This window comes from Pseudomonas sp. CYM-20-01 (assembly GCF_023169845.1).
Taxonomy (GTDB): domain Bacteria; phylum Pseudomonadota; class Gammaproteobacteria; order Pseudomonadales; family Pseudomonadaceae; genus Aquipseudomonas; species Aquipseudomonas azotoformans.
In genome coordinates, this window is the sequence record NZ_AP025169.1 from 1,816,698 (window position 1) to 1,841,327 (window position 24,630).

Here is a 24,630-nt window from a genome sequence, read left to right on the forward strand (position 1 = left end):
CCACTGGGAGGCAAATGTGGGAGGGGGCTTGCCCCCTCCCACATGTTTACAGCAGTTCGAAGGTTTGCTGTTGTACATCCTGGGAATCCAACCCGATCTGCACATTGAACTCGCCTGGCTCCGCCGCGTACTTGAGCTGGGTGTTGTAGAACTTCAAGTCTTCCTCGGTGATGGTGAAGTGCAGGGTGCGCTCTTCACCGGCCTTGAGCATGACCTTCTGGAAGTTCTTCAGCTCCTTGATCGGGCGGATCATCGAACCGGCCACGTCCTGGATGTACAGCTGCACCACGGTTTCGCCATCCACCTTGCCGGTGTTTTTCAGCGTCACGCTGGCGTCCAGCTTGCCGGTCTTGTTCAGGGTGGTGGATGACAGCGCCATGTCCGACAGGCCGAACGTGGTGTAGCTCAAGCCATAGCCAAACGGGAACAGTGGGCCGGTGGTGTCATCGAAATACTGCGAGGTGTAGTTGCCCGGCTTGCCTGGGGTGAATGGCCGGCCAATGGTCAGGTGGTTGTAGTAGGTGGGAATCTGCCCCACCGAACGTGGGAAGGTGATCGGCAGCTTGCCCGACGGGTTGTAGTCACCGAACAGCACGTCGGCGATGGCGTTGCCACCTTCGGTGCCGGCGAACCAGGTTTCCAGGATGGCGTCGGCCTGTTGGTTCTCTTCAAGGATCGACAGCGGGCGACCGTTCATCAGCACCAATACCAGCGGCTTGCCGGTGGCTTTGAGGGCCTTGATCAGGTCGCGCTGGCTTTGCGGGATGTTCAGGTCGGTGCGGCTGGACGACTCGTGGGACATGCCACGGGATTCGCCCACGGCGGCTACCACCACATCGGCATCCTTGGCAGCCTTGACGGCCTCGTCGATCATCACCTGGGCTGGGCGGGTGTCATCCACCACTTCCGGCGCATCGAAGTTGAGGAAGTTCAGGTAGTCGACCACTGCCTTGTCGTTGGTGATGTTGGCGCCACGGGCATAGATGATCTTGCCTTTTTCGCCGATCACCGCGTTCATGCCGTCGAGCAGGGTCACCGATTGCTCGGGTTTGCCGGCGGCGGCCCAGCTACCCATCATGTCGATTGGCGCCTTGGCCAACGGGCCGACCAGGGCGATGGTCGCGGATTTTTTCAGCGGCAGGGTGTTGTCCTGGTTTTTCAGCAACACCAGGCTGCGACGTGCGATATCGCGCGCGTCGCTGCGATGCAGGCGGCTTTCGGCGTAGGTGTCGGCCGGGTCATCCTCGGCCTTGCCGATGCGCAGGTACGGGTCCTTGAACAGGCCCATGTCGTACTTGGCGCCGAGCACTTCGCGCACGGCGTTGTCGATGTCGCTCTGTTCGATTTCGCCGGACTTGAGCAGGCCGGGCAATTCCTTGCCGTACAGCGAGTCGTTCATGCTCATGTCGATGCCGGCCTTGATCGCCAGCTTGGCGGCTTCACGCCCGTCCTTGGCCACGCCGTGCTTGATCAGCTCGAAGATCGCGCCATGGTCGCTCACGGCCAGGCCCTTGAAGCCCCAGTCCTTGCGCAGCAGGTCGTTCATCAGCCAGGTGTTGGCGGTGGCGGGCACGCCGTTGATCGAGTTCAGCGCCACCATCACGCCGCCGGAACCGGCCTTGATCGCCGCGTGGTACGGCGGCAGGTAGTCCTGGTACATCTTGACCGGGCTCATGTCGACCACGTTGTAGTCGCGGCCGCCTTCCACCGCGCCGTACAGGGCGAAGTGCTTGACGCTGGCCATGATGCTGTCGGCATTCGCCGGGCTCACACCCTGGAAGGCCTTGACCATCACTTCGGCAATGCGCGAGACCAGGTAGGTGTCTTCGCCGAAGCCTTCGGAGGTGCGGCCCCAGCGCGGGTCGCGGGAGATGTCGACCATCGGCGCGAAGGTGATGTCGAGGCTGTCGGCGGCGGCTTCCTGGGCGGCGATGCGCCCGGAGCGGCCGATGGCGTCCATGTCCCAGCTGGAGGCCAGGGCCAGGCTGATCGGGAAGATGGTGCGGTGGCCGTGGATTACGTCATAGGCGAAGAACATCGGGATCTTCAAGCGGCTGCGCATGGCCGCGTCCTGCATCGGACGGTTTTCCGGACGGGTGATGGAGTTGAACGTGCCACCGATGCGGCCGGCGGCGATTTCCTTGCGGATCAGCTCGCGGGGCATTTCGGGGCCGATGCTGATCAGGCGCAATTGGCCGATCTTCTCATCGAGGGTCATCTGCTTGAGCAGGTCGCTGACGAAGGCGTCCTTGTCCTTGAGCGCAGCAGGCTTTGTTTCTGCCCAGACGGGGTGGGTGGCCAGTGTGGCAACAAGGCCGAGCAAACACAGCTTCTTCATGAATATCCTTTTTCGGCTCACTGCACAGCGAAAATGCGCTGTTCTGCCAAAATGTGGGGAACGTATGTTGTTGTTCGAGTGTTATACCGACAAATGCCGCACACTTCGGAACTCTTATTAGCGGTGGGCATCTTTTTAGCTGATTGATTCGATGCAATCCAGTCGTGGCAACGGATTATGCCTTACCGGTGCCCAATTCCATCAAGGTTCGCCAGGAGAAACACCATGCAAGCAGCACAAGGTTATCGCTGGGGCTTGAAAGCCGCGGTTCTGCTATTGATCGGCACGGTGCTCAGCGGTTGCGGCATCAACAACATCCCGACCCTGGACGAACAGGCCAAGGCTGCCTGGGGCCAGGTGCAGAACCAGTACCAGCGCCGCGCCGACCTGATCCCCAACCTGGTGGAAGTGGTCAAGGGCTATGCCGCCCATGAGCAGGACACCCTCACCGCCGTGATCGAAGCGCGGGCCAAGGCCACTTCGATCCAGGTGGACGCCAGCACCCTCGACAACCCGGAAAAACTCAAGCAGTTCCAGCAAGCCCAGGACGGCTTGAGCGGTGCACTCAGCCGTTTGATGGTGGTGTCCGAGCGTTACCCGGACCTGAAAGCCAACCAGAACTTCCTGGCCCTGCAATCCCAACTTGAAGGCACCGAAAACCGTATCGCCGTGGCCCGCCGCGATTTCATCCAGGCGGTGCAGGCCTACAACACCGAGATCCGCACCTTCCCGGGCCGTCTGTGGCACAGCGTGATGTACAGCGACTTGCCGGTTCGCGCCACGTTTGAAGCCACCAGTGCCGATGCCGATAAAGCGCCGCAAGTGAAGTTCAAATAAGGCCGCGCTGAGGTGTCGATGCGTTTATTACGGATAGGCCTGGCACTGTGGCTGTTGGCCTGCGTGGGCGTGGCCCAGGCGGCGCTGACCTTCCCGGCGCTGACCGGGCGGGTGGTGGACAACGCCCAGATGCTCGACCCGGCCACGCGCCAGCAACTCACTCAGCAGTTGCAGGTGCTGGAACAGACCTCCGGCGACCAGATCGTGGTGGTCACCGTGCCCGACCTGCAAGGCGTGCCGATTGAGGACTTCGGTTATCAGTTGGGCCGCGAGTGGGGCATCGGCCAGAAGGGCAAGGACAACGGCGCGCTGTTGATCGTCGCCCGCGATGAGCGCAAATTGCGCATCGAAGTCGGCTACGGCCTGGAAGGTGTGCTCACCGATGCGCAGTCGTGGGTGATCATCAACCAGGTGATTGCACCCAAGTTCAAGGCCGGCAACTTCAGCCAGGGCATCAGCGACGGCGTGGCGGCGATGATTCAGGTGGTGGGCGGCGAACCGCTGGCCGTGCCGGCCCATGTGGCGGACGCCAACTTTGCCAAGGATAATCCCGGGTTTTCCATCGGTCTGTTTATCCTGCTGATCGGCGTGTTGTGGCTGTGCAATCGCTTGGGCCTGCCGGTGGGTGCGATCCTGCTGGCGATTCTCAGCAGCAGCGGCCGTGGCGGTGGTGGCGGGGGCGGCGGCGGTGGTTTCCGCGGCGGCGGGGGCGGCTTTGGCGGTGGCGGGGCTTCAGGCGGCTGGTGATGATAATAATGAGAGAGCAAGCACAACCATGGCATTACTGACTGAACACGAGCAGCGCCAGGTCGCGCAAGCGATCGCCCGGGTGGAAAAGACCACCGACGCGGAACTGGTGACCGTGCTGGCCGCCCGCGCCGATGACTACGCCTACATCCCGCTGTTGTGGGCTAGCCTGATCGCGCTGGTAGTGCCGGGTGTGGTGCATTACCTGTCGGGCTACCTGACCATGTACACCTTGCTGCTGGCGCAATGGGCGACCTTCATTGTGCTGTGCCTGGTGTTCCGCTTGCCCAAGGTGACGACACGGTTGATCCCGCGTTCGGTGCGCCACTGGCGCGCGTCCAACCTGGCGCGACGCCAGTTCCTGGAGCAGAACCTGCATCACACCCTGGGCAGCACCGGTGTGCTGATTTTCGTCAGCGAGGCCGAGCGGTATGTGGAGATCCTGGTGGATGACGGCATTTCCAGTCGCCTGGATGACAGCAACTGGGATGGGATCGTCAAGGCGTTTACCCAGCAGGTGAAGCAGGGGCAGACGTTGGCGGGGTTTGTGGCGTGTATCGAGGCGTGCGGTGAGTTGCTCAAGGTGCATGTGCCGGTCACCCAAACCCGTAACGAACTGCCCAATCGCCTGGTCGTACTCGAATAAAAGACTCAACACTGGGCAAAAAAATGTGGGAGGGGCGGTGTTCCATCCAATGACCACTGATCAAATAACCCCGTGCTCTGAATCACTATCCCCCCTAAAATGCCCGGCATTCCCTGCCCGAGGCGTTTTTGTTCATGTCTGTCACTGCTCAACCGGATCATCATGCCCAGTTCATCGAACTGCTGAGCGCAAGCCTCGCGCAGAGTGCCTTTATCAAACTGGTGCTGGCCAAATACGTCGGTAACGAGGCTGAGTTGCAGCGGCTGATCATCAAGCCGGTAACGGTCAAGGAGCAGCCGTGCCTGTCCTTCGTCTATCGCTACAAGACCCGCGATATCACCAAGAACTTCCCGGTGGCCGAGGGAGTGGCAACGATTGCCGAGCTACTGCCGGCATCGTTCAAGAACGCCCATCTGCTGTCGCTGAGCGACGAAGCGCAGCTGGAATACAGCAAGAAGAACAAAAGCTCGTTGTTCAAAAGCAAGCCGCAGCAACTGCGCGAAGCGCCATCGGCTGAGCATAACCGCGAGAAAAACCGCTTCCTCGACCTGAGCCGGCCGTTCCTCGCTGACCTGGGCGTGACCGACGCCAAGCAGGCGCTGATCCCGTCGATGTCGCGCAAGTGGAAACAGATCAACAAGTTCATCGAGGTGTTCAGCCATGCGCTGACCTCGTCACCGCTGAAGCTGGACCAGCCGGTGCGCGTCGCCGACTTTGGCTCGGGCAAGGGCTACCTGACGTTCGCCATCCACGACTACCTGCGTAACACCCTCAAGGCCGAGGGCGAAGTGACCGGCGTTGAATTGCGCGAAGACATGGTGACCCTGTGCAACGCCGCCGCCGCCCGCCTGGAGCACCCGGGGCTGGTGTTCAAATGTGGCGACGTGCGCAGCGTGGCGCCCAGCGAACTGGACGTGATGATCGCCCTGCATGCCTGCGACATTGCCACGGACTACGCGATCCACACCGGCATCCGCTCCGGCGCGTCGATCATCATGTGCTCGCCGTGCTGCCACAAGCAGATCCGCCTGCAAATCCAGAGTCCGGTACTGCTCAAGCCGATGCTGCAATACGGCCTGCACCTGGGGCAGCAGGCGGAAATGGTCACCGACAGTTTGCGTGCGTTGTTCCTCGAAGCCTGTGGTTATGAGACCAAGGTGTTCGAGTTCATCTCGTTGGAGCACACCAACAAGAACAAGATGATCCTGGCCGTGAAGCGCGCAGAGCCGCTGGACAATGCGCAGTTGCTGGAAAAAATCCAGGAGCTGAAGGCGTTCTACCACATCACCGAACACTGCCTGGAAACCCTGCTGCGCGCGGATGGTTACCTGGCCTGATCGGCCAATGCTACGGGCGCAGGCTGCACCGCCGTCTTGCGCCCCAGCATCACCGTCACGATCACCCCGCACGCGAACACCCAGGTAATCGGCTCGATGTGTTCTCCAAAGAACAACGCCGAAAACGCGATGGTGAAGAAGATCTGCAACAGCTGGATCTGGCTGACCCGCGCAATCCCGCCCATGGCCAACCCGGCGTACCAGGCAAAGAACCCCAGGAACTGCGAGAACAGCGACACATAGCCAAATGCCCACCATGCGCGCATCGAAATCGCGCTTTGATGTTGTGCCGCCAGGTACCACACCGGGCCGATCAGCACCGGTGTCGACAGCACCAGCGCCCAGCAGATCACCTGCCAGCCGCCCATCTCCTTGGCCAATCGTCCGCCTTCGGCATACCCCAGGCCGCCCACCGCAATTGCACCGAGCATCAGCAAATCACCGGCCTGGATACTGCCGGCGCCGGTGATCAAGGCGTAACTCAACACCAGGCCACTGCCCAGTGCCGCGCAGGCCCAGAAGGCTTTCGATGGCCGCTCATGGGACAACCACGCCGCATACAGCGCCACGCACAGCGGTTGCAGGCCGTTGACCAATGCGCCGTGGGATGCCGGCAAGGTCTGCATGGCCCAGGCCGACAGCACCGGGAAACCGAGAATCACCCCCGCGATCACCAGGCACAACCCACGCACCTGGCGCCAGTTGGGCCAGCGTTCGCGACGCCACAGCAACAGCGCCGCCGCCGGGATCGCCGCAAACAGTGCGCGGCCCAGGCCGTTGAGCAACGGGTGGATTTCCTGCACCACGATGCGGGTGAAGGGCAGGGTCAGGCTGAAGATGATGACGCCCAGCAGGCCGAGGGCCATGCCGGTGTTTTCGCGCGAGCTCATGGGGCAACCAAAACGAGAGGGCTTCAAGGGAAGCCCATCTAGCCACATCCCCCGTCGGTTGCGGGCCTACAGCTGGGTGCGGATTTATCCGTACAGTTTTTCAGAAGAAGCGCGTGATGCTGATCTTGGCGTTGCGGCCTTGGCTGTAGACACCTTCACCGCTGAGTGCCGGTTGGTAGAAGCGGTTGAACAGGTTATCGACGGTGAAGTTGATCTCGGTGCCCTTGAGACCGGCCTGCTGCGGTTTCCAATTGGCGAACAGGCCTTGTGTGTCGTAGCTGGCGTTCTCCGTCTGGTCGTAGATAAAGTCGCCGATGCTGGAGTTCAAACCGCCCGCGTAAATATCGGTGGGCACGCGATCGGTCTTGCGTACGAACTGGCCCTGCCAGCCCACCTGCGCGTCCCAACTCGGGATCTTGGTACCCAGCACCACCACCCATTTGGCCGGTGGGATGTCCCGCGCCCACACGTGCAGGTTGGTCGCCCAGGGGTTGGTGTAGGGGTTGTCGCGCTTGCCTGTGGCCCAGGAGTAAGTCAGGGAGCCGAACAGGTAGGTCGAGTCGTAGTAGCTTTCCAGCTCGACGCCCTTGATGGTCATGCCGCCCACATTGCGATAGTTGGTCCTGGACGCCGCGTCACTGCATACCGCATCGATACTGCCGGATACTGTCAGTTGCCGTTCGCAGCCGACGCCGGTGGCTTTCATGATCTCGTCTTCAATACGGTTGTGGAACAGCGTGGTGCGCAGTTGCAGGTTGTCCTCGTGGGTGAAGAGCCCCGAGAAGTTAGTGACGTTGCCTGCGGTAATCGCCGTAATGCGCTCCGGGTCGAGGTTCAGGCTGGTGGCGCTGCGGGTGCTGAGGGCGCCTTGGACTTCGTACTGTTCATCGATCACTGGCGCGCGCCAGGTGCGGTTCCAACTGGCGAAGAAGGCCACATCCGGGGTTACGTTCCAGAACGCGGCGAGGCGTGGCGACCAGCCGGTGTAGGTGCGGTCGCTGTAGTCGTGACCCACTTTCGGGTCCGGGTTGCTGTAGTACGGCGCATCGTTGGCTTCGCCGCGATTGCGCACATGGTCGTAGCGCAGGGACGGCGTGAGGGTCACGTCGCCCAGGGTAATCGCGTCCTGGATGTAGAACGCGTTGCTATCGACCTTGCCGTGGGGCATGAAATACGGCTGGAAATGCCCATAGTTGTATCTGGCAGTGTTGTAGGTCGCACCTGGCATCCAGCTTTCGGTTTCGCGCTTGTGCTTGCGGATCTGTACGCCCGTGGTCACCGCGTGTTCCAACGGGCCGGTGGTCAGCAGGCTGGTATTGCGCAGTTCGAGGATGCGGTCTTTGTAGGACGTATCCATCTTGCGTCCACCGGTCGCCAGGCTAATGACGGCATTCGCGGCGCGCTCATCGGTCTGGTCGGTATTGGACTCCGAGTAGCTCAGCTTCAGGTCGATCAGCGGGTTGTTCAACGGGTGGTACTCGTACTTGCTCGACCAGGTGGTGTCCACCGTGTCGCGGTCGGCCAGAAAGCGTGATACGGCCGTGGCGTAGCCGTAGCGGTCGATGGCCGATTGTGTCGGCGGTGATGGGTAGGACTTTGCCGAGAACGGCGTCATACGCTGGCTTTGGGCGCGTGAGTAAGACAGGCCCATGCTGTGTTCGTCGGTGAAGTACGCGTTGAACTTGAACAGTTGGCCTTCGACATCCTGCGCGCTGTTGGGCAAGCGTTTGGGGTTGATCGGGTATTCATTGCGCGGGTCGGGCGGTGTGCCGGCGAGCTTGAGGTCGCCGCCGTCGCGCTTGGTCAGGTAGGCCAGGCCATCCATGCGGCCGTCGTCGGTGCGGCCATACACCGCGCCGGTGTAGACCTGCTCGTGGTTGTTGCTGGCGTAGCCGTATTTGACCATCGCCCCGGCATTTTGCCCGTCCTTGAGCAGGTCGGGTGCGTCCTTGGTGACCATGTTGACCGTGCCGCCAAAACCGCCGTTACCGGTAAATGGCGAGTAAGGGCCTTTCTCCACCTCAATGCTTTTGATCAACTCGGGCTCAATGAAGATAGTGCCTTGTTGATAACGCTCGAAACCGCTTTTGGCCGCGCCATCCACGGTCATCGGCACATCTTCGGCATCGCCCATGCCGCGAATGTTCATGGTCTGGCCGCCCGGCTTGGGCGAGCCACCCATGGATACCCCGGGCAGGGTCTGCAACAGCGAAGGAATGTTATCGGGCTGGTAACGGTCGATATCCGCCTGGCTCAGGGTAGAGCGGCCCACGGTGCTGGAGTCGACCTGGCTACCGGTGCCGATCACGCTCAGTGCATCCAGTTGAACAACGCCGCTATTGGTGGTCTTGGCCTCTTCGGGCCTTACCACATAGGTACTGCCGACCTTGATCAGGGTGAACTCGCCGTTTTTCAGCAGGGTACGAATCGCCACTTCCGGCGTGAAGTCGCCGTTGAGCGCGGGCGCCTGCACGTTCTTGAGCAACTCTTCATCGAACAGCAACTGGATCTGTGCCTGCTGCGCCACCTGGCTCAGGGACGTGGCCAGCGACTGGGCCGGCAGCGTGAAGGGCTCGGCCTGGGCGCTGAGGCTGTACGCCAGGCAGCTGGCGATGAGCGTCGGTCGAAGAAACAGGTGCGAAGCGTGGCAAGGCGCGCGAAACATGGAATCCCCCGGTGTGGCCAAGTGGCCGAAAAGGTGTGCGTATCGAACTCAGACCGGAGGAAGACGGGGCAGCTGAAAAAATCCACACCTGCGAATGCAAAATATTCTCAAATAAGAATCTTGTGAGTTTATTTGCTCGGTTCGATCCTCACGATGCCGTCGGTCGACATCACGGTTTTCACCGGCAGCAAGGCGGGCAAGGCGTTGAGCAGGGCGTCCGGATCATTCACATCCAGATTGCCCGAGACCTTCAGGTGCGCCACGGCGCTGCTGACCTGCAGCGGCGCCTGGGGGCGATACAGGCTCAATTCATCGATCAGGCTGGCCAGCTCGCGGTTGCGAAATGACAGGTGACCGCTGCGCCAGTCGGCGACCTCTTCGGCGGTGAGGGTCTGCTGCTGCACCGTGCCCTTGGCGTAGCTGTAGATCGCACGTTGCCGGGCGCCCAGCAGGGTGATGGGGCTTTTCGCGTCCGGCTCGAAGGCGACTTGGCCATGGGCGACGCTGACCACCAGTTGCTGCTGGCTGCGGCGCACATCGAAGCCAGTGCCGACCACGCGCACATTGGCCTCGCCGGCTTGTACGAACAGCGGCCGTTCCTTGTCGGCGGCCACTTCAATGTACAGCTGGCCCTTGTCCAGGTGCAGGATGCGCTGGTGCGCGGTGAAATCCACGCGTACGCGGGTGTTGGCATTCACATACAAAGTGCTGCCATCGGGCAGGTTGAGGGTGCGCATGCCTTTGGCATGGGCCGCGACCTGGGTGTGATACAGCTCGCGGGGCGCGCCGATATGGGTGGCCAACACCGCGCACAGCAGAGCAGCGGCCACGGCCAGGGCAGGGCGCCATACCGACGGTTTGCGCTGGGGCAGCGCCACGGGTTTGTTCAGTTGTTGCAACTGGGCCAGGTCTGCCCACAGCTGTTCGAATTCGGCGTAGGCACGGGCATGGGCGGGATCGGCCTGCCAGGCGGCAAAGGCCTTGCGCTCGGCACGCCCGGTTTCGCTGCGGTTGCGCGCAAACCAGCTGGCGGCTTGGGCATCGATGGCGTCGCTGTCTTCGATGTCCAGCACGTCGGTGTCGCTCAGGCGGTTCATTCTGGCTGCTCCGTGCCGGGTTCGTGTTGAAGGCGTCGCTTGCAATGCAGCAGGGCAAACGCGATGTGCTTTTCCACCATGCTGGTCGAAATGCCCATGCGCTCGGCGATCTGCGCCTGGCTCAGGCCTTCGAAGCGGTGCAGCATAAGGGCTTCTCGCCTGCGGGGCGAGAGTTCGGCGAGGACTTCTTTCAACTGTTCCAGGCGTTGCAAGCGTTGCGCGGCGGCCATGGGATCGTTTTGCTCGTCGGTGACAGGCTCCGCGTCCATTTCGGCCTGATCAGAGTGGACTGTGTGCCGTACCTTCTGTTTGCGCCAGTGATCACGCAGCAGGTTGCGCGCCATCTGGAACAGAAACGCCCGTGGCTGCTCGACCTTGGCCCGGTCGCGGTAGTCCAGCCACTGAGTGAAGACATCCTGGGTCATGTCCGCCGCGTCGCTGGCGTTGTCCGTGCGTTTGCGCAGGAAATACAGGATATCTGTATAAAACCCGCGAAAGGCATCGGCCGACAACGGGTCGGGCTTGGGACGAGACATGGATATCCTTCTTGACGAAGCACGACGTGGAAAAGTCGTGAATGATATCGAGAACTATTGTCATTTGTCATTCGGTTAAATGACAGCCACTGAGTCCATGGCTTGTAATCAGCCGGGTGTGACCTTTAATCCTACAAGCAAGTGAACAAAATCCCACTTGATAAGGAGAGAGTCATGGCTGGATGGTATGAGTTGAGTAAAAGCAGCAACGGGCAATTCCGTTTTGTGTTGAAGGCGGCGAACGCAGAAACCATTTTGACCAGCGAGCTTTACGTCACCCGCAGCGCAGCCGAAAACGGTATTGCTTCCGTGCAGACCAACAGCCCGCATGACGAGCGCTATGAGAAAAAAGTGGCCAGCAATGGCCAGCCGTTTTTTAACCTCAAGGCTGCCAATCACCAGGTGATCGGCAGCAGCGAGCAGTATTCCTCGACAGCGGCACGGGACAACGGCATTGCAAGCGTAAAGGCCAATGGCCCGACGACCACGATCAAAGACAAGACTTGAAGGTGTCGCAAAAAAACAAACACCCCGGCTCGCAAGAACCGGGGCGTTTTTTCAGGCGGCGTCCAGCAGCGCCTTCAATTGATTGCGTGCCGTTTCACTCAATGGGAACACCGGCAACCGTGGGGCACCCACTTCCAAACCGGTCAACCGCAACCCGGCCTTGATTGTCGCCGGCAACCCGCCCTTGAGGATGAACTCCAGCAATGGCAGCTGGCGGTAAAACAGCGCCTGGGCCTGGGTCAGATCGTTGCTCAATACCGCGTCGTACAAATCCAGGTTGAGCTGTGGGATCAGGTTCGGCGCCGCCGTGCACCAACCTTTGGCACCCGCCACGAAAGCTTCCAGTGCCAGCGGGTTGCAGCCGTTGTAGAACGGCACGTCGCTGTGACGATGCAACTGGTGCATGCGCTGGATATCCCCGGTGCTCTCCTTGACCATGGTCACGTTGGCCACCTGCTTGATGATGCGCAGGATCAGCTCCACCGACATGTCCGTGCCGCTGGTGGCCGGGTTGTTGTAGAGCATGATCGGCACGCCGATGCTGTCGCCGATTGCGGCATAGTGGGCGAGGATTTCCGCTTCGCTGAGCTTCCAGTAAGACGTCGGCAGCACCATCACCGCATCGGCGCCATTGGCCTCGGCGTAGCGCGCACGGCGTACGGCCTTGGCAGTGGTCAGGTCGGAAACGCTGACGATGGTTGGTACGCGCCGGGCAATCTTGGCCAGGCTGAAGGCGCTGACTTCATCCCACTCGGCATCGCTCAAGTAGGCGCCTTCGCCGGTGCTGCCTAACGGCGCGATGGCGTGTACGCCGCTGGCGATCAGGCGGTCGATGGAGCGGCCCAAAGCGTCGAGGTCGATGCGTTGGCGGTCGGCGCTGAACGGGGTGATGGTGTAGCCGATGATGCCGTGGATGGTTGGGCTGGACATGGAAAGTCTCCGGTCGAAAAAGGGCAGGTCAGTTCAGGCAATCGGCGTGTTGGCGCAGGTTCTGCCGGGCGTAGTAGTTGAACGCGGCGCCGTGGCGCTTGGGCCGGGAGATCCAGTCATGGGCCTCGCGACCCAGCTCTGGCAGGATCGGCTTGATGGTGCCGGCCGCCATCGCCAGCAACTGCAACTTGGCCGCGCGTTCGATCAATTGCGCGATCACGCAGGCTTCCTCGATGCTCGCCCCGGTGGACAACTGGCCGTGGTGCGAAAGCAGGATCGCGCGTTTGTCGCCCAAAGCCGTGGTGATGATTTCGCCTTCTTCGTTGCCCACCGGCACACCCGGCCAGGCCTCCAGGAACGCGCAGTCTTCGTACAGCGGGCAGAGGTCCATATGGGACACCTGCAGCGGCACTTCCAGCATCGACAGCGCGGCGATGTGCGTGGGGTGCGTGTGGATGATGCAATTCACATCCGGCCGCCCACGGTACACCCAGCTGTGAAAACGGTTGGCCGGGTTGGGAATGCCGTGACCTTCCAGCACCTCAAGATCTTCGTTCACCAGCAACAGGTTGCTGGCGGTGATCTCATCAAACCCCAGGCCCAGTTGCTGGGTGTAATAGGTGCCCTGTTCCGGCCCACGCGCGGTGATCTGCCCGGCCAGTCCGGAGTCGTGGCCGTTCTCGAACAGGATGCGACACGTGAGCGCCAGCTTTTGCCGGTCGGTCCACGTATTATCCGCGAGGGTGTTTTGCATCTGGATCAGCGCTTGCTTGACCAGTTGGTCTTTCGGGAGTGCTAATGTCTTGGCCATATCGGTGTCCTTTGGGTGGTTCAATGGACGTCGGATTTGCTGTCTCCCGCTGCTCGCAAGGTCGTTGGGTGAAGGCAAATGACACTAAAGATGCTATATGACACTTTGTGTCATTGGCAAGCACAGCTCATCGCTTACTGCATGGATTAACCGCAGCGCATGTCTATCCGTTTGAAATTATTGAGAAAAAAACTTGGCGTCACCTTGGAGGCCCTGGCCGAAAAGTCCGGGATGACCAAGAGTTACCTGTCCAAGGTCGAGCGCGGGCTCAACACGCCATCGATTGCCGCCGCGCTGAAACTGGCCAAGGCATTGAACGTGAAAGTCGAGGAACTGTTCAGCGAAGACAGCGTCAGCCTGGACAGCTACAGCCTGGTGCGCAGCCATGAGCGGCCCGACACCTCGCCCGGTTATGCGGTGCTGGCCCATCAGGTCAGTGAGCGCAGCCTGCTGCCGTTCATCATCTACCCGCCGGCGGAGTTCACCGACAAGACCTTCAAGGAGCATCTGGGTGAAGAGTTTCTGTTCGTGCATGAAGGCCAGGTGGAGGTGGACTTCATGAATGAACGGGTGATCCTGGAGCGGGGCGACGCGTTGCACTTCAATGCGCAGAAGCCCCATCGGTTGCGCTCGGTGGGGCCGGTGCAGGCGCAGCTATTGGTGGTGGTGCACAGCGGCGAAGAGTGATCAGCGTTCGACAGGGACTGACAGCGCCGGATTACCCAGTGGATGGGTACGCGCCGCAAAGAACTTCAGCTCCACTCCAGCCCCGTCGAACAACTGCGAATACCGCCGCTTCTGCTGGCGAATAAACCCATCGCTGCGTCCCGACACCGAGATCGCCAGCGTCGTCACGTTGGCCTGGCGAATCGCATCCACCAAGTGTTGATCCTGCGCCCCCAGCTCGTGGCCAAAGATGCACAGCGCGCCCTCGTGGCTCAGCAACTGCTCATAACAGAACGACAGGTAATCCGAACTGCGGATGGTCTTGAGCTTCTCTTCCACCTTGCCCTCGCTGACGAACAGCGGCACATCATCCAGGGTCTTGATGGTGTTGTTGATCGCAAAACTGCTGAGCAAAGTGCTGTCGGTAGTCGGCAGTTTGCGCGCAGTGCCGTCGAGGTTGCGCACCAGGTGCAGGCCGCCGTGCAGGTACAAAATGCGCGTGGCGTCGGTGCGGGTGTTGCGCAGGTCGAAGCTGGCGTCGGCGCTGCGGAACAAGTCGTCGATGCCCGGCGTGTGCAGGATCGCCCAATAGTTGAGCAAGTCGTAGTTGCTGGTGAACACCGTCGCGTACTGCTGCAACTCAGTATTGAGGGTCACCAGCGTCGACGGTTGCACCAGGCGCCACGGGATATGCACGGCGTGGATGGTATTGATCAACGCTTCCTTGATCGCGTAATAGCGGTTGCGCGGCGCCGCCGAGCTGACCGCCAGCGCCTTGTTGACCCGGCTGGTGGTTTTCAACGCGCCCAGCGCCTGCTCGAAGCTGCGGGTTTGCAGGGCGTCGAACACGCTGAGTTCGGATTGACTCAGGGGTTTTTCTTCGACGGTGCGGGCATTTTCGAACAGTGAGTCGTAGGCAAAGTCTTCCCAAATCGTGCGGCTGGCGCCATTGCCGATCAGAATCCCACTGAAGTCGCGGCTCGCGCGCAGTGCGCTCCAGTCTTCAAGGTGGGCGTCTATATCCTGGAAATCCTTCATCGGGGCGGGTCTACTCGAAATCGGCTGGACGGTGACTTTATCACGAGCGGGCGTTGATCCTGATCAAGATGCAGAACGCGTCACCGGTTGATTCTGTAGGCATAAAGCCTCTGAGGATTGACCATGAGCAGCACCTTCTTTATTCCCGCCGTCAACATCATGGGCACCGACTGCCTCGACGAAGCCATGACTGCCATCCGCAACTATGGTTTTCGCAAGGCACTGATCGTCACTGACGCCGGCCTGGCCAAGGCCGGCGTGGCCAGCATGATCGCCGAGAAACTGGCGATGCAGGACATCGACTCGGTGATCTACGACGGCGCCAAGCCCAACCCCAATGTGGAAAACGTCGAGAAAGGCCTGGCGCTGTTGCAGCAGAGCGCCTGCGATTTCGTGGTGTCCCTGGGCGGCGGCTCGCCCCATGACTGCGCCAAGGGTATCGCCCTGTGCGCCACCAACGGCGGGCATATCGGCGACTACGAAGGCGTCGACCAATCGAGCAAGCCGCAACTGCCGCTGGTGGCCATCAACACCACCGCCGGCACCGCCAGCGAGATGACCCGCTTCTGCATCATCACCGACGAAAGCCGCCACGTGAAAATGGCCATTGTCGACCGCAACGTCACGCCGCTGCTGTCGGTCAACGACCCGGCGCTGATGGTCGGCATGCCCAAGGGCCTCACGGCCGCCACCGGCATGGACGCGCTGACCCACGCCATCGAGGCCTACGTATCCACCGCCGCCACACCGATCACCGACGCCTGTGCGATCAAGGCCATCGAACTGATCAGCGCCAACCTGCGCCTGGCCGTTCGCGACGGCACCGACAAGGCCGCACGGGAAAACATGGCCTACGCGCAGTTCCTTGCGGGCATGGCGTTCAACAATGCGTCCCTGGGTTTCGTACACGCCATGGCCCACCAACTGGGCGGTTTCTACGACCTGCCCCACGGCGTGTGCAACGCGGTGTTGTTGCCCCACGTACAAAGCTTCAACGCCAGCGTCAGTGCCAAACGCCTGAGCGACGTAGGCCGAGCGTTGGGCGCGGACATCAAGGGCATCACCGACGAAGAGGGCGCCCAGGCCGCCATCGCCGCGATTCGCAGCCTGGCCCACGACGTCGACATCCCGGCTGGGTTGCGCGAACTGGGCGCCAAGTTGCAGGACATTCCCCTGCTGGCGACCAACGCGTTGAAGGATGCGTGCGGCCTGACCAACCCACGGCGCGCGGACCAGCGGCAGATCGAGGAGATCTTTCGCAGCGCGTTCTGAATAGGGGCAGCCTTGAGCTGCAAGCGGTAAGCTACAAGCTGAATGCGCTCAACTTGCGCTTGAAGCTTGCGGCTTGCCGCTGAGGTCCCCTTATGAGAGTTCTGTTATTCGGCGCCACCGGCATGGTCGGGCAGGGCGTGCTGCGTGAGTGCCTGCTGGCCGCCGACGTGCAGGAAGTGGTCGCCGTCGGCCGTACGCCCCTGACCCAGGAGCATGGCAAGCTGCACCAGGTGCTGCACAGCGACATGCTGGATTTCCAACCCCTGGAAAACCTGCTGCAAGGCTTTGATGCGTGCTTCTTCTGCCTCGGCGTTTCATCGGCGGGCATGAATGAAACCCGGTACACCCACCTCACCTACGACCTCACCCTGGTCGCCGCCAGCACCCTGGCGCGGCTCAATCCGCAGATGACCTTCATCTATGTGTCCGGTGCTGGTACCGACAGTTCAGAGGCGGGCAAATCGATGTGGGCACGGGTCAAGGGCAAGACCGAGAACGCCTTGCTGCGCCTGCCGTTCAAGGCGGTGTACCTGTTCCGTCCGGGCGTCATCCAACCCTTGCATGGCGTGCGTTCGAAGACGCCGCTTTACCAATCCTTCTACTCGGTGCTTGGCCCCCTGTTGTCGTGTGTACGGCAGCTGAAACCGGGTTGGGTGGTGAGCACCGAGACAGTGGGCCGGGCGATGTTGCAGGCGGCCAGCCACGGCGCGCCGCAGCCGGTGGTGGAACAGGCCGAGATCAACCGGCTGGCCAGCGAGCGTCGCTGATGCTGCACAAGAGCCTGGTGCGTCGGCTGGACCTGATCACGCTGCAGCTGTTCGTCGCGGTGTTCGAGGAGGGCACGCTGACCCGTGCCGCCAACCGCGAAGCCATCGCCGTGTCGGCCGCCAGCAAGCGCTTGATGGAACTGGAGCAGGTGCTGGGCGTGAGCCTGTTTGTGCGGCGGGCCAAGGGCATGGACCTGACGGCCGCTGGTGAGACCCTGCTGCACCATGCGCGGCAGATGTTGTTCAACGTCGAGAAGATGGGCCTGGAACTGGGCGAACACAGCCATGGCGTGCGCGGTTATGTGCGGATGCTGGCCAATCTGTCGGCGATCATTCAGTTCCTGCCGGAAGACCTGCGGGACTTTTCCAGACTGCACCCCGAAGTCAAAACCGACCTGGAAGAACGCCCCAGCAAAGGCGTGGTGCAGGGCGTATTGGATGGGGTCGCTGACCTGGGGATCTGCTCCAGTGACACCGACACCAAAGGCCTGCCCAGCGTGACCTATCGCCACGACAAACTGGTGGTGCTGATGCCGAAGGATCATTCGTTGGCCACCCGTGAAAGCCTGGCGTTCGTCGACACCCTCGACAGCGATTACGTCGGCCTGCACGCCGCCAGTTCCATCAACATGCGCACCCACGCCGCCGCCCGCGAGGCGGGCAAGCTGCTGCGCCTGCGCATTCATGTACCGGGGTTTGATGCGATGTGCCGGATGGTTCAGGCGAATATGGGCATCGGCATCCTGCCGCAGAAGGCGTACGAATTGTTTGGTCGCGCACTGGGTTTGCATGCCGTACCGCTGACGGACGATTGGTCGGATCGCAGCCTGATCCTGGTGGTGCGTGATGAAACCCAGCTGTCACCGGTCAGTCGATTGTTGTTCGATTATTTGAGCGTTCGCGTTTAGCGAACGCTGCTTGCCAACTGACGGTTGGATTTCTCCTGCACCTGGCCTCTAGTCTTGGCCGCACATTCCAAGAATAAGAGGTGCACCCCATGACGGCTCCCCTGAGCGGTATCAAGGTGATCGAGATCGGCACCCTGATTGCCGCGCCGTTCGCCGCCCGGCTGATGGCCGAGTTTGGTGCCGAGGTGATCAAGATCGAAGCCATGGGCCAGGGCGACCCACTTCGCAAATGGCGAAAGCTGCACGAAGGCACGTCGCTGTGGTGGTACCTGCAATCGCGCAACAAGAAGTCACTGGCGCTGGACCTCAAGTCGCCGGAAGGCCTGGACCTGATCAAGCAATTGCTTGGCGATGCCGACGTGCTCATCGAAAACCTGCGCCCCGGCGGCCTGGAAAAGCTCGGCCTCGGCTGGGACGTGCTGCATGCGCTCAACCCCAAGCTGACCCTGGTGCGTATCTCTGGCTATGGCCAGACCGGCCCGTATCGCGACCGCCCTGGCTTCGGTGCCATCGGCGAGGCCATGGGCGGCATCCGCTACACCACCGGCAACCCGGACTCGCCACCGGCGCGGGTCGGCGTAAGCCTGGGCGATTCGTTGGCGTCACTGCATGGCGTGATCGGCGCGCTGATGTCGCTGCTGCGGGTCAAGACCGGCCAGGGCGACGGGCAGATTGTCGATGTGTCGCTGGCCGAAAGTGTGTTCAACCTGATGGAAAGCCTGGTGCCGGAATACGACATGCTCGGCCATGTGCGTGAACGCAGCGGCGGCGCCTTGCCGGGCATTGCGCCGTCCAACACCTACCTGACCGCCGACGGGGCTTATGTGGTGATCGCCGGCAACAGCGACCCGATCTACAAGCGCCTGATGCACACCATCGGCCGCGCCGACCTGGCCGAAGCCCCCGAGTTTGCCCACAACGATGGCCGCGCCGCCAAGAGTGGTCTGCTCGACGCCGCGATCACCCACTGGACCAGCAGCCTGCCCATCGAGCAGGTGCTCAGCGCCCTGGAAGCCGCCGAAGTGCCGGCCGGACGCATCTACTCCGTGGCGGATATCGTCAGCGACCCGCACTACCAGGCGCGTGAGATGTTGCTCAATGCCGAGCTGCCCGGCGGTGTGTCGGTGAAGATGCCGGGCATCGTGCCCAAACTCTCGGAGACCCCCGGCGGTGTGAACTGGCAAGGCCCGACCCTGGGCCAACACACCGACGAAATTCTTGGCAGCCTGGGCCTGGCCGGTGCCGATATCCAACGCCTGAAAACCTCGGGAGTGGTGCAATGATCACAGACTATTGCGACCCGCTGATCGTGCAGGAAGTCTCCCCGCGTGACGGCCTGCAAATCGAGCCAACCTGGGTCGAAACAGCGGATAAGATCGCCTTGATCGATCAACTGTCCCTCGCCGGTTTTTCGCGGATCGAAGCCGGTTCGTTCGTTTCACCCAAAGCCATCCCGGCATTGCGCGATGGTGAGCAGGTGTTCCAGGGTATCGACCGCAAGCCGGGTGTGATCTACGTCGCGCTGATCCCCAACCTCAAGGGCGCCCAGCGCGCCGTCGAGTCCCGCGCCGATGAGTTGAACCTGGTGATGTCCGCCAGCCAGACCCACAACCTGGCCAATCTGCGTATGCGTTGCGAAGCCTCGTTGGCGGCGTTTGGCGACATCACACGGTTTGCCGCCGAGCATCCGGTAACGCTCAACGGCAGCATCGCCACCACCTTCGGTTGCCCGTTCGAGGGCAGGATCGACGAAGACCGCGTGCTGCAGATCGTTGACGCTTATCTCGAGCTGGGCATCCAGGGCATCAGCCTGGCTGACACCACAGGCATGGCTAATCCGCGTCAGGTGGAGCGCCTGGTCAAGCGCGTGCTGCAGCGCGTATCCGCCCGTGACCTGACCCTGCATTTTCACAACACCCGCGGCTTGGGCCTGTGCAATGTGCTGGCTGCCTATGAGGCTGGTGCCCGTCGCTTTGACGCGGCGCTCGGCGGTTTGGGCGGCTGCCCGTTTGCGCCGGGGGCTTCGGGCAATATCTGCACCGAAGACCTGGTGAACCTGTGCGAAGAAGTCGGGATTCACACCGGGATCGACCTGCCGCACCTGCTGCACATGTCCCGCCGCTTGCCAGCCCTGTTGGGCCACGAGCTGCCTGGCCAGGTGGCCAAGGCCGGGCGCAATTGCGACCTGCATGCGCCACCGGCCTACATCGCCACGCTGTAACGCCGTACCAGACAACAAAAACAATCGGGCGCCGCTGAGCAGCCCGCTGGAGAGAAACCATGAGCACTAATACGTTGGAGGCTGGCGTGCGCCCGGCCGCTGAAATCGATGCCGAAAAAGCCCTGGTCAGCAAGGTCGCCTGGCGCCTGATGCCGCTGATCATGGTGTGCTACCTGTTCGCGTTTTTTGACCGGATCAACATCAGCTTTGCCAAGTTTCAGCTGCAAGCGGACCTGAGCCTGAGCGACACCGCCTATGGCCTGGGTGCCGGATTGTTCGTGGTGGGATATGTGATCTTTGAAGTGCCGAGCAACATGATGCTGTACAAGGTCGGTGCCCGGCGCTGGATTGCACGGATCATGATGTCGTGGGGCCTGGCCACGGCGGCCATGGTGTTTGTTACGGCCGAATGGCAGTTCTACGGGCTGCGCTTCATCATCGGCGCGATGGAGGCGGGGTTCGCGCCGGGCGTGCTGTATTACCTGACGTTGTGGTTTCCGCAGCACTTCCGCGGGCGCATCACGTCGATGCTGTTCCTGGCCTCGGCGTTTGCCGGCCTGGTAGGCGCTCCGTTTTCTGGGCTGGTGCTGGAACACCTCGACGGGGTGTTGCAAATGCGCGGCTGGCATTGGTTGTTCCTGCTCGGCGGCTTGCCCTGTATCGGCCTGGGGTTCCTGGTGCTGACGTTGCTCAAGGATCGCATCGAAGACGCCCACTGGCTGACGGCGGCGGAGAAGACCCTGCTGTCGAGCCGTATCGCCAAGCATGAGCCGAACCAGCACGGCGGTTCGCTGCTGTCGGCGATCCGCATCCCCGGGTTCCTGATGCTCGGCTTTATCTACTTCCTGATCCAGGTGGCGTCCTACGGCCTCAACTTCTGGGCGCCGCAATTGATCCGCAGCGCCGGTACCCAGAGCCCGGTGATGATCGGCCTGCTCACGGCGATTCCCTATGTGTGCGGCGCCATCAGCATGGTGGTGATCGGGCGCCTGTCGGATGCCACCGGCGAGCGGCGCAAGTTTGTCTGCGGGCTGGTGGTGCTGGGGGCGGTAGGCTTCTTCAGTGCCGGGATTTTTGCCGACCACACTACCTTCCTGATCATTGCCCTGGGCATGTTGGGCGCCGGCATCATCGCCTCGATCCCGACCTTCTGGACCCTGCCGCCCAAGCTACTGGCCGGCGCCGGTGCCGGCGCGGCGGGAGGCATTGCGGTGATCAATACCCTCGGGCAGTTCGGCGGCATTGTCAGCCCGGTGATGGTGGGGCGGATCAAGGACCTCACCGGCAGTACCACCCCGGCGCTTTACGTGATCGGTGTGTGCGCGCTGTTGGCGGCGGCGCTGTTGCTGTGGGGACTGCCGCAGAAGTTGCGCACCCTCGATAAAGGTTGATCTTGACCGCAACCCCGCGGATTGGAGGAGGACCGTTCGTCGCACCGGCGAGTTTTTTCTAAACCTTTACCGCCCTCAAAATTCGAAATGAGGGCGGGGTGTATTCCCCGGTCCCTTTTTTTGCCCTGGAGGAACCCATCATGAGCCGCATGGCTATCCGGTTACGCACCGCCAGTTTCGCGATGCTGCTGGGCCTCGGCGCCAGCAATGCCTTCGCCCAGTCGCCTGCTGAATTCATCGAGCAGGCTTCGGCCAAAGGCATGGCCGATATCGAAACCAGTCGCATGGCCCACGCCAAGACCTCGTCCCAGGAAATCAAGGACTACACCATCGAGGTGATCAACGAGCGCACCCTGGCCAACCAGCATCTGGCGGCCATCGCCAAGAAGCTCGATTTGCCCGTGGCGCCGCGCGAGAAGATCGTCGATAAAGCCGAAACCCTGATGCCCGAACTCAAGGACGGCGACTCCTTCGATGCGGCCTACACCGCACAGCAGGTGAAGGAAAATGAAGACGCCATCGCCTTGTTCAAGCAGGAAGGCGCGGCGTCGGATGTGCCGGAAATCAAAGCCCTGGTCGATGAGACGTTGCCCAAGCTGGAAGAGCGTCTGCAAAAGGCTCGTGCCTTGGCGTCGACCTATGGCAAAGGCCATCAAGGCGACGGTTGAACCTGTTACTTGAATTGAAAAACGGCGGTTGGATCATCTCCAACCGCCGTTTTTTATAGGCTTTGCTAGAACGCCATTTCCGCCTGGCCGGTGCCCTCCAGCGCGAGCAAGTATTGCTTGGCTTCCAAACCTCCGGCAAAGCCCGTCAAGCCACCTGAGGCGCCGATCACCCGATGGCACGGCGCAATGATTGAAATCGGGTTGCGCCCGTTGGCTGCGCCCACTGCACGGACGGCCTTCGGGTTGCCGATCTGCTGGGCAATCTGGCTGTAGCTGCGGGTTTCGCCAAAGGGAATGGTCAGCAGCGCCTGCCAGACCTGCTTCTGAAAATCGGTGCCGGTAAACTCCAGCTCCAGGTCGAACTGGTTGCGGGTGCCGGCAAAGTACTCGTGCAACTGGCGTTCGGTTTCCAGCAACACCGGGCTGTCATTGGCCTCGTGCAGCTCACCCAGGCGCACACGGTTGGCGCGTTCCTCTTCCCAGAGGATGGCACTGAGCTTGCCAGCACGCGCCACGAGGGTGAGTACGCCGACAGGCGAAGGCATGAGCTTGTATTCGTAGGACATGAGCGGGCTCCTGGGTGGGCGGGGTAGCGTTGAATCTAGAACACGCCGCCCAACGAGAAACTACGTTTCTTGCGATTGAATTCGGTTTGTTCAGTGGTCTTGCTGCAACACTTTAAGCGCCGCTGAGGCCAGAAAGCCGGAACGGCTTTTTTCTTCCGGGTGGTGCAGCACATATTCATCGATGCGGTTCAACAGATAACCGGGCAGCGTGATGTTGAGCTTCTGCGCCTTGCCCAGGTACTTGGTGACATCAATGTCCACCACCGCCCAGGTGCAACCTGCATAGTGAGGGTTGGCGGCGTGCAAGGTGACCTTTTGCGCACTGGGAATCGGTGCACCGTCTTCCGCCAGGATTTCGAAATGTCCTTCAATGGCTTCGCGAGCCATGGCCATGGCGTCGTCCAAGTCGTCGCCGGCGGAGTAGCAGCCTGGAATATCCGGGACTTCTACGCCCCAGGCGTGGTCGTCGTCGCCGGTTGAAATTGCAATCGGGTAAAGCATGTCTGTTGTCCTCCACGGACGGTTAACTCAGCAGAGCCTGTTTCAAAATGCTCTTGGCGGTCTTGTCCAACAGGTCCTTCTTTGGATGGGGAATCGTCACCAGCCCCGGTTTTGTCGGGTGCTTGAAGGGGTGGTGGCTGCCTCTGATACGTACCAGATACCAACCGTCCGCAACGATGTGACCTATCAAATATCGGCTATCCACAACACCTCCTTGTGGTGTGTGATGGTGGTGACTATAACCACTGAATTGAAATTATCAACACTCTACCTACCAGTGGTCGATGACCGGCATTTTGGCAGGTGGTCAATGGAGTGTATGAGCGCGACGGAATGGCGCTGCAGAGAGGTATTGCGAGGTTTTGCAGCGGCGTTACCGGGCCGGTAGCGTCTGTGCAATGACGGCGAGAAACGCATCAACCAGCACACTTTTTGTTTCTGCGCGGGTCAGTACCAACAGCTGCGCACACGCATCCGCTTCCACCAGCGGCCTGTACGTCACGCCTTTATTCATCAGGCTTTGCGTACACGCCGGCACCAACGCCACGCCTTGCCCGGCGGCCACCAGCGCAATGATCGAGGTGATCTGCCGCCCGGTCGGTCCGGGGCGTAGCGGCTGGCCGTGGTGGCGGTACAACTGTTCGATGGACTGGTTGAGCCCCGAGCCATAATCCGCTGGAAACAGAATCAACGGGTAGGCACTGAGCTGCGCCAGGCTGACCTTGGGTTGATTGGCCAGCGGGCTGTCACTGGACACGGCGGCCACCAAGGGTTCTTCGCCCAAGGACAGCGCTTGCACCGCTTCGCCTTGCGGCAACAGGCGGCTCAGGCCGATATCCAGCCGCCCATCCGCCACTTGCGCACCCAGGCTGCCCGAGGCGCATTCCACCAGGGTCAATTGCACATCGGGAAAGCGTTGGGCAAACGCCTGGATCGCCTGGCTGAACAGGTCCGACAGGGCGATCGAACTGACATAGCCCAACGCCAGTTGCCCGGCCGTACCTGCCGCGAGTTTGCCGGCGATCACCTGTGCCAATTCCACCTGCTCCAGTACGCCGCGTGCATAGGGCAGGAATGAGCGGCCTTGTGCGGTGAGGGTGACCGTGCGGCTGGTGCGGTCGAACAGCTTGAAGCCCAGCTCGGTTTCCAGCGCCGAGATCTGTCGCGTCAGCGGCGGCTGCGCCAGGTGCAGGCGAATGGCGGCGCGGCCGAAGTGCAATTCTTCGGCGACGGTCAGAAAGTAACGCAGCTTGCGTAGGTCGAGCATCCTGGTCCTTGGGTATCGATCGGT

The 24,630-nt window shown here is 61.4% G+C and carries 25 protein-coding genes; 13 read left to right on the top strand and 12 right to left on the bottom strand.

What is annotated here, in order from left to right; genetic code table 11:
• Positions 1-46 precede the first annotated feature (46 nt).
• Complete coding sequence (bglX, locus tag M2497_RS08070) at positions 47-2,338, bottom strand: beta-glucosidase BglX (RefSeq protein WP_248486766.1); 2,292 nt, start codon at positions 2,336-2,338, stop codon at positions 47-49.
• A gap of 225 nt (positions 2,339-2,563) precedes the next feature.
• Between bglX and M2497_RS08075 the strand changes: the two genes are divergently transcribed.
• The 4 genes from M2497_RS08075 (at position 2,564) to M2497_RS08095 (ending at position 5,905) form a co-directional block, all read left to right on the top strand.
• Positions 2,564-3,175, top strand: a complete 612-nt coding sequence (locus M2497_RS08075; RefSeq protein ID WP_058425190.1) for a LemA family protein — start codon at positions 2,564-2,566, stop codon at positions 3,173-3,175.
• Positions 3,176-3,193: 18 nt separating this feature from the next.
• On the top strand, positions 3,194-3,922 hold the full coding sequence (locus M2497_RS30660; protein ID WP_282579046.1) for a TPM domain-containing protein: 729 nt from the start codon (positions 3,194-3,196) through the stop codon (positions 3,920-3,922).
• A 28-nt stretch (positions 3,923-3,950) separates the two neighbouring features.
• Complete coding sequence (locus M2497_RS08090) at positions 3,951-4,568, top strand: TPM domain-containing protein (RefSeq protein ID WP_071496837.1); 618 nt, start codon at positions 3,951-3,953, stop codon at positions 4,566-4,568.
• Positions 4,569-4,702: 134 nt separating this feature from the next.
• The gene (locus M2497_RS08095) at positions 4,703-5,905 is read left to right on the top strand and encodes an SAM-dependent methyltransferase (RefSeq protein ID WP_248486767.1); all 1,203 of its coding nucleotides are present in this window, start codon (positions 4,703-4,705) and stop codon (positions 5,903-5,905) included.
• Here the strand turns inward: M2497_RS08095 and M2497_RS08100 are convergent.
• The 4 genes from M2497_RS08100 to M2497_RS08115 all read right to left on the bottom strand — a co-directional run bounded on the left by M2497_RS08100 (position 5,893) and on the right by M2497_RS08115 (position 11,093).
• Positions 5,893-6,795: a DMT family transporter gene (locus M2497_RS08100; RefSeq protein WP_248486768.1), complete on the bottom strand. Its 903-nt coding sequence runs from the start codon at positions 6,793-6,795 to the stop codon at positions 5,893-5,895. The genes M2497_RS08095 and M2497_RS08100 overlap by 13 nt on opposite strands.
• A gap of 100 nt (positions 6,796-6,895) precedes the next feature.
• Positions 6,896-9,460, bottom strand: a complete 2,565-nt coding sequence (locus M2497_RS08105; RefSeq protein ID WP_248486769.1) for a TonB-dependent receptor — start codon at positions 9,458-9,460, stop codon at positions 6,896-6,898.
• A gap of 128 nt (positions 9,461-9,588) precedes the next feature.
• Entirely contained in the window at positions 9,589-10,557 is a 969-nt protein-coding gene (locus tag M2497_RS08110) for a FecR domain-containing protein (protein WP_248486770.1), read from the bottom strand.
• Positions 10,554-11,093, bottom strand: a complete 540-nt coding sequence (locus M2497_RS08115; RefSeq protein WP_071488898.1) for an RNA polymerase sigma factor — start codon at positions 11,091-11,093, stop codon at positions 10,554-10,556. The genes M2497_RS08110 and M2497_RS08115 overlap by 4 nt, the downstream gene beginning before the upstream one ends.
• A gap of 174 nt (positions 11,094-11,267) precedes the next feature.
• Between M2497_RS08115 and M2497_RS08120 the strand changes: the two genes are divergently transcribed.
• Positions 11,268-11,600, top strand: coding sequence for a YegP family protein (locus M2497_RS08120; RefSeq protein ID WP_058425182.1), 333 nt, complete (start codon positions 11,268-11,270; stop codon positions 11,598-11,600).
• 51 nt (positions 11,601-11,651) lie between these two features.
• Here M2497_RS08120 and M2497_RS08125 read toward each other — a convergent pair whose 3' ends face one another.
• Positions 11,652-12,530 carry a dihydrodipicolinate synthase family protein gene (locus tag M2497_RS08125; RefSeq protein WP_248486771.1) on the bottom strand — a complete coding sequence of 293 codons (879 nt, stop codon included), beginning with the start codon at positions 12,528-12,530 and terminating at the stop codon, positions 11,652-11,654.
• Between the two features lie 28 nt (positions 12,531-12,558).
• Positions 12,559-13,341 (bottom strand): aldolase, encoded by a 783-nt coding sequence (locus tag M2497_RS08130; RefSeq protein WP_071496831.1) that lies wholly within the window; start codon positions 13,339-13,341, stop codon positions 12,559-12,561.
• Between the two features lie 159 nt (positions 13,342-13,500).
• Between M2497_RS08130 and M2497_RS08135 the strand changes: the two genes are divergently transcribed.
• Positions 13,501-14,028 (top strand): XRE family transcriptional regulator, encoded by a 528-nt coding sequence (locus M2497_RS08135; RefSeq protein ID WP_071488902.1) that lies wholly within the window; start codon positions 13,501-13,503, stop codon positions 14,026-14,028.
• Here the strand turns inward: M2497_RS08135 and M2497_RS08140 are convergent, their stop codons facing one another.
• On the bottom strand, positions 14,029-15,045 hold the full coding sequence (locus M2497_RS08140) for a DUF4917 family protein (protein WP_248486772.1): 1,017 nt from the start codon (positions 15,043-15,045) through the stop codon (positions 14,029-14,031).
• A gap of 123 nt (positions 15,046-15,168) precedes the next feature.
• Between M2497_RS08140 and yiaY the strand changes: the two genes are divergently transcribed.
• From yiaY to M2497_RS08175, 7 genes are all read left to right on the top strand, one after another.
• Positions 15,169-16,317, top strand: coding sequence for an L-threonine dehydrogenase (gene yiaY / locus M2497_RS08145; protein ID WP_248486773.1), 1,149 nt, complete (start codon positions 15,169-15,171; stop codon positions 16,315-16,317).
• Positions 16,318-16,409: 92 nt separating this feature from the next.
• Complete coding sequence (locus M2497_RS08150; RefSeq protein ID WP_248486774.1) at positions 16,410-17,084, top strand: NAD(P)H-binding protein; 675 nt, start codon at positions 16,410-16,412, stop codon at positions 17,082-17,084.
• Positions 17,084-17,992: a LysR family transcriptional regulator gene (locus tag M2497_RS08155; RefSeq protein WP_248486775.1), complete on the top strand. Its 909-nt coding sequence runs from the start codon at positions 17,084-17,086 to the stop codon at positions 17,990-17,992. Before M2497_RS08150 ends, M2497_RS08155 begins: the two co-directional genes overlap by 1 nt.
• 89 nt (positions 17,993-18,081) lie before the next feature.
• Positions 18,082-19,275: a CaiB/BaiF CoA-transferase family protein gene (locus M2497_RS08160; protein WP_248486776.1), complete on the top strand. Its 1,194-nt coding sequence runs from the start codon at positions 18,082-18,084 to the stop codon at positions 19,273-19,275.
• On the top strand, positions 19,272-20,213 hold the full coding sequence (locus M2497_RS08165; RefSeq protein ID WP_248486777.1) for a hydroxymethylglutaryl-CoA lyase: 942 nt from the start codon (positions 19,272-19,274) through the stop codon (positions 20,211-20,213). Before M2497_RS08160 ends, M2497_RS08165 begins: the two co-directional genes overlap by 4 nt.
• A 59-nt stretch (positions 20,214-20,272) precedes the next feature.
• Positions 20,273-21,604: an MFS transporter gene (locus M2497_RS08170; RefSeq protein ID WP_248486779.1), complete on the top strand. Its 1,332-nt coding sequence runs from the start codon at positions 20,273-20,275 to the stop codon at positions 21,602-21,604.
• Positions 21,605-21,744: 140 nt separating this feature from the next.
• Positions 21,745-22,272 (top strand): DUF4142 domain-containing protein, encoded by a 528-nt coding sequence (locus M2497_RS08175; RefSeq protein ID WP_016975135.1) that lies wholly within the window; start codon positions 21,745-21,747, stop codon positions 22,270-22,272.
• 65 nt (positions 22,273-22,337) lie between these two features.
• On the opposite strand, the gene M2497_RS08180 is transcribed toward M2497_RS08175, so the two are convergent.
• The 4 genes from M2497_RS08180 to M2497_RS08195 form a co-directional block, all read right to left on the bottom strand.
• Positions 22,338-22,838, bottom strand: coding sequence for a methylated-DNA--[protein]-cysteine S-methyltransferase (locus tag M2497_RS08180; protein ID WP_248486781.1), 501 nt, complete (start codon positions 22,836-22,838; stop codon positions 22,338-22,340).
• Between the two features lie 90 nt (positions 22,839-22,928).
• Positions 22,929-23,339 carry a type II toxin-antitoxin system HicB family antitoxin gene (locus M2497_RS08185; RefSeq protein ID WP_071496822.1) on the bottom strand — a complete coding sequence of 137 codons (411 nt, stop codon included), beginning with the start codon at positions 23,337-23,339 and terminating at the stop codon, positions 22,929-22,931.
• Between the two features lie 22 nt (positions 23,340-23,361).
• Entirely contained in the window at positions 23,362-23,544 is a 183-nt protein-coding gene (locus M2497_RS08190; RefSeq protein WP_248486783.1) for a type II toxin-antitoxin system HicA family toxin, read from the bottom strand.
• A 168-nt stretch (positions 23,545-23,712) separates the two neighbouring features.
• Positions 23,713-24,606 carry a LysR family transcriptional regulator gene (locus M2497_RS08195; protein ID WP_248486785.1) on the bottom strand — a complete coding sequence of 298 codons (894 nt, stop codon included), beginning with the start codon at positions 24,604-24,606 and terminating at the stop codon, positions 23,713-23,715.
• Positions 24,607-24,630: the final 24 nt, after the last annotated feature.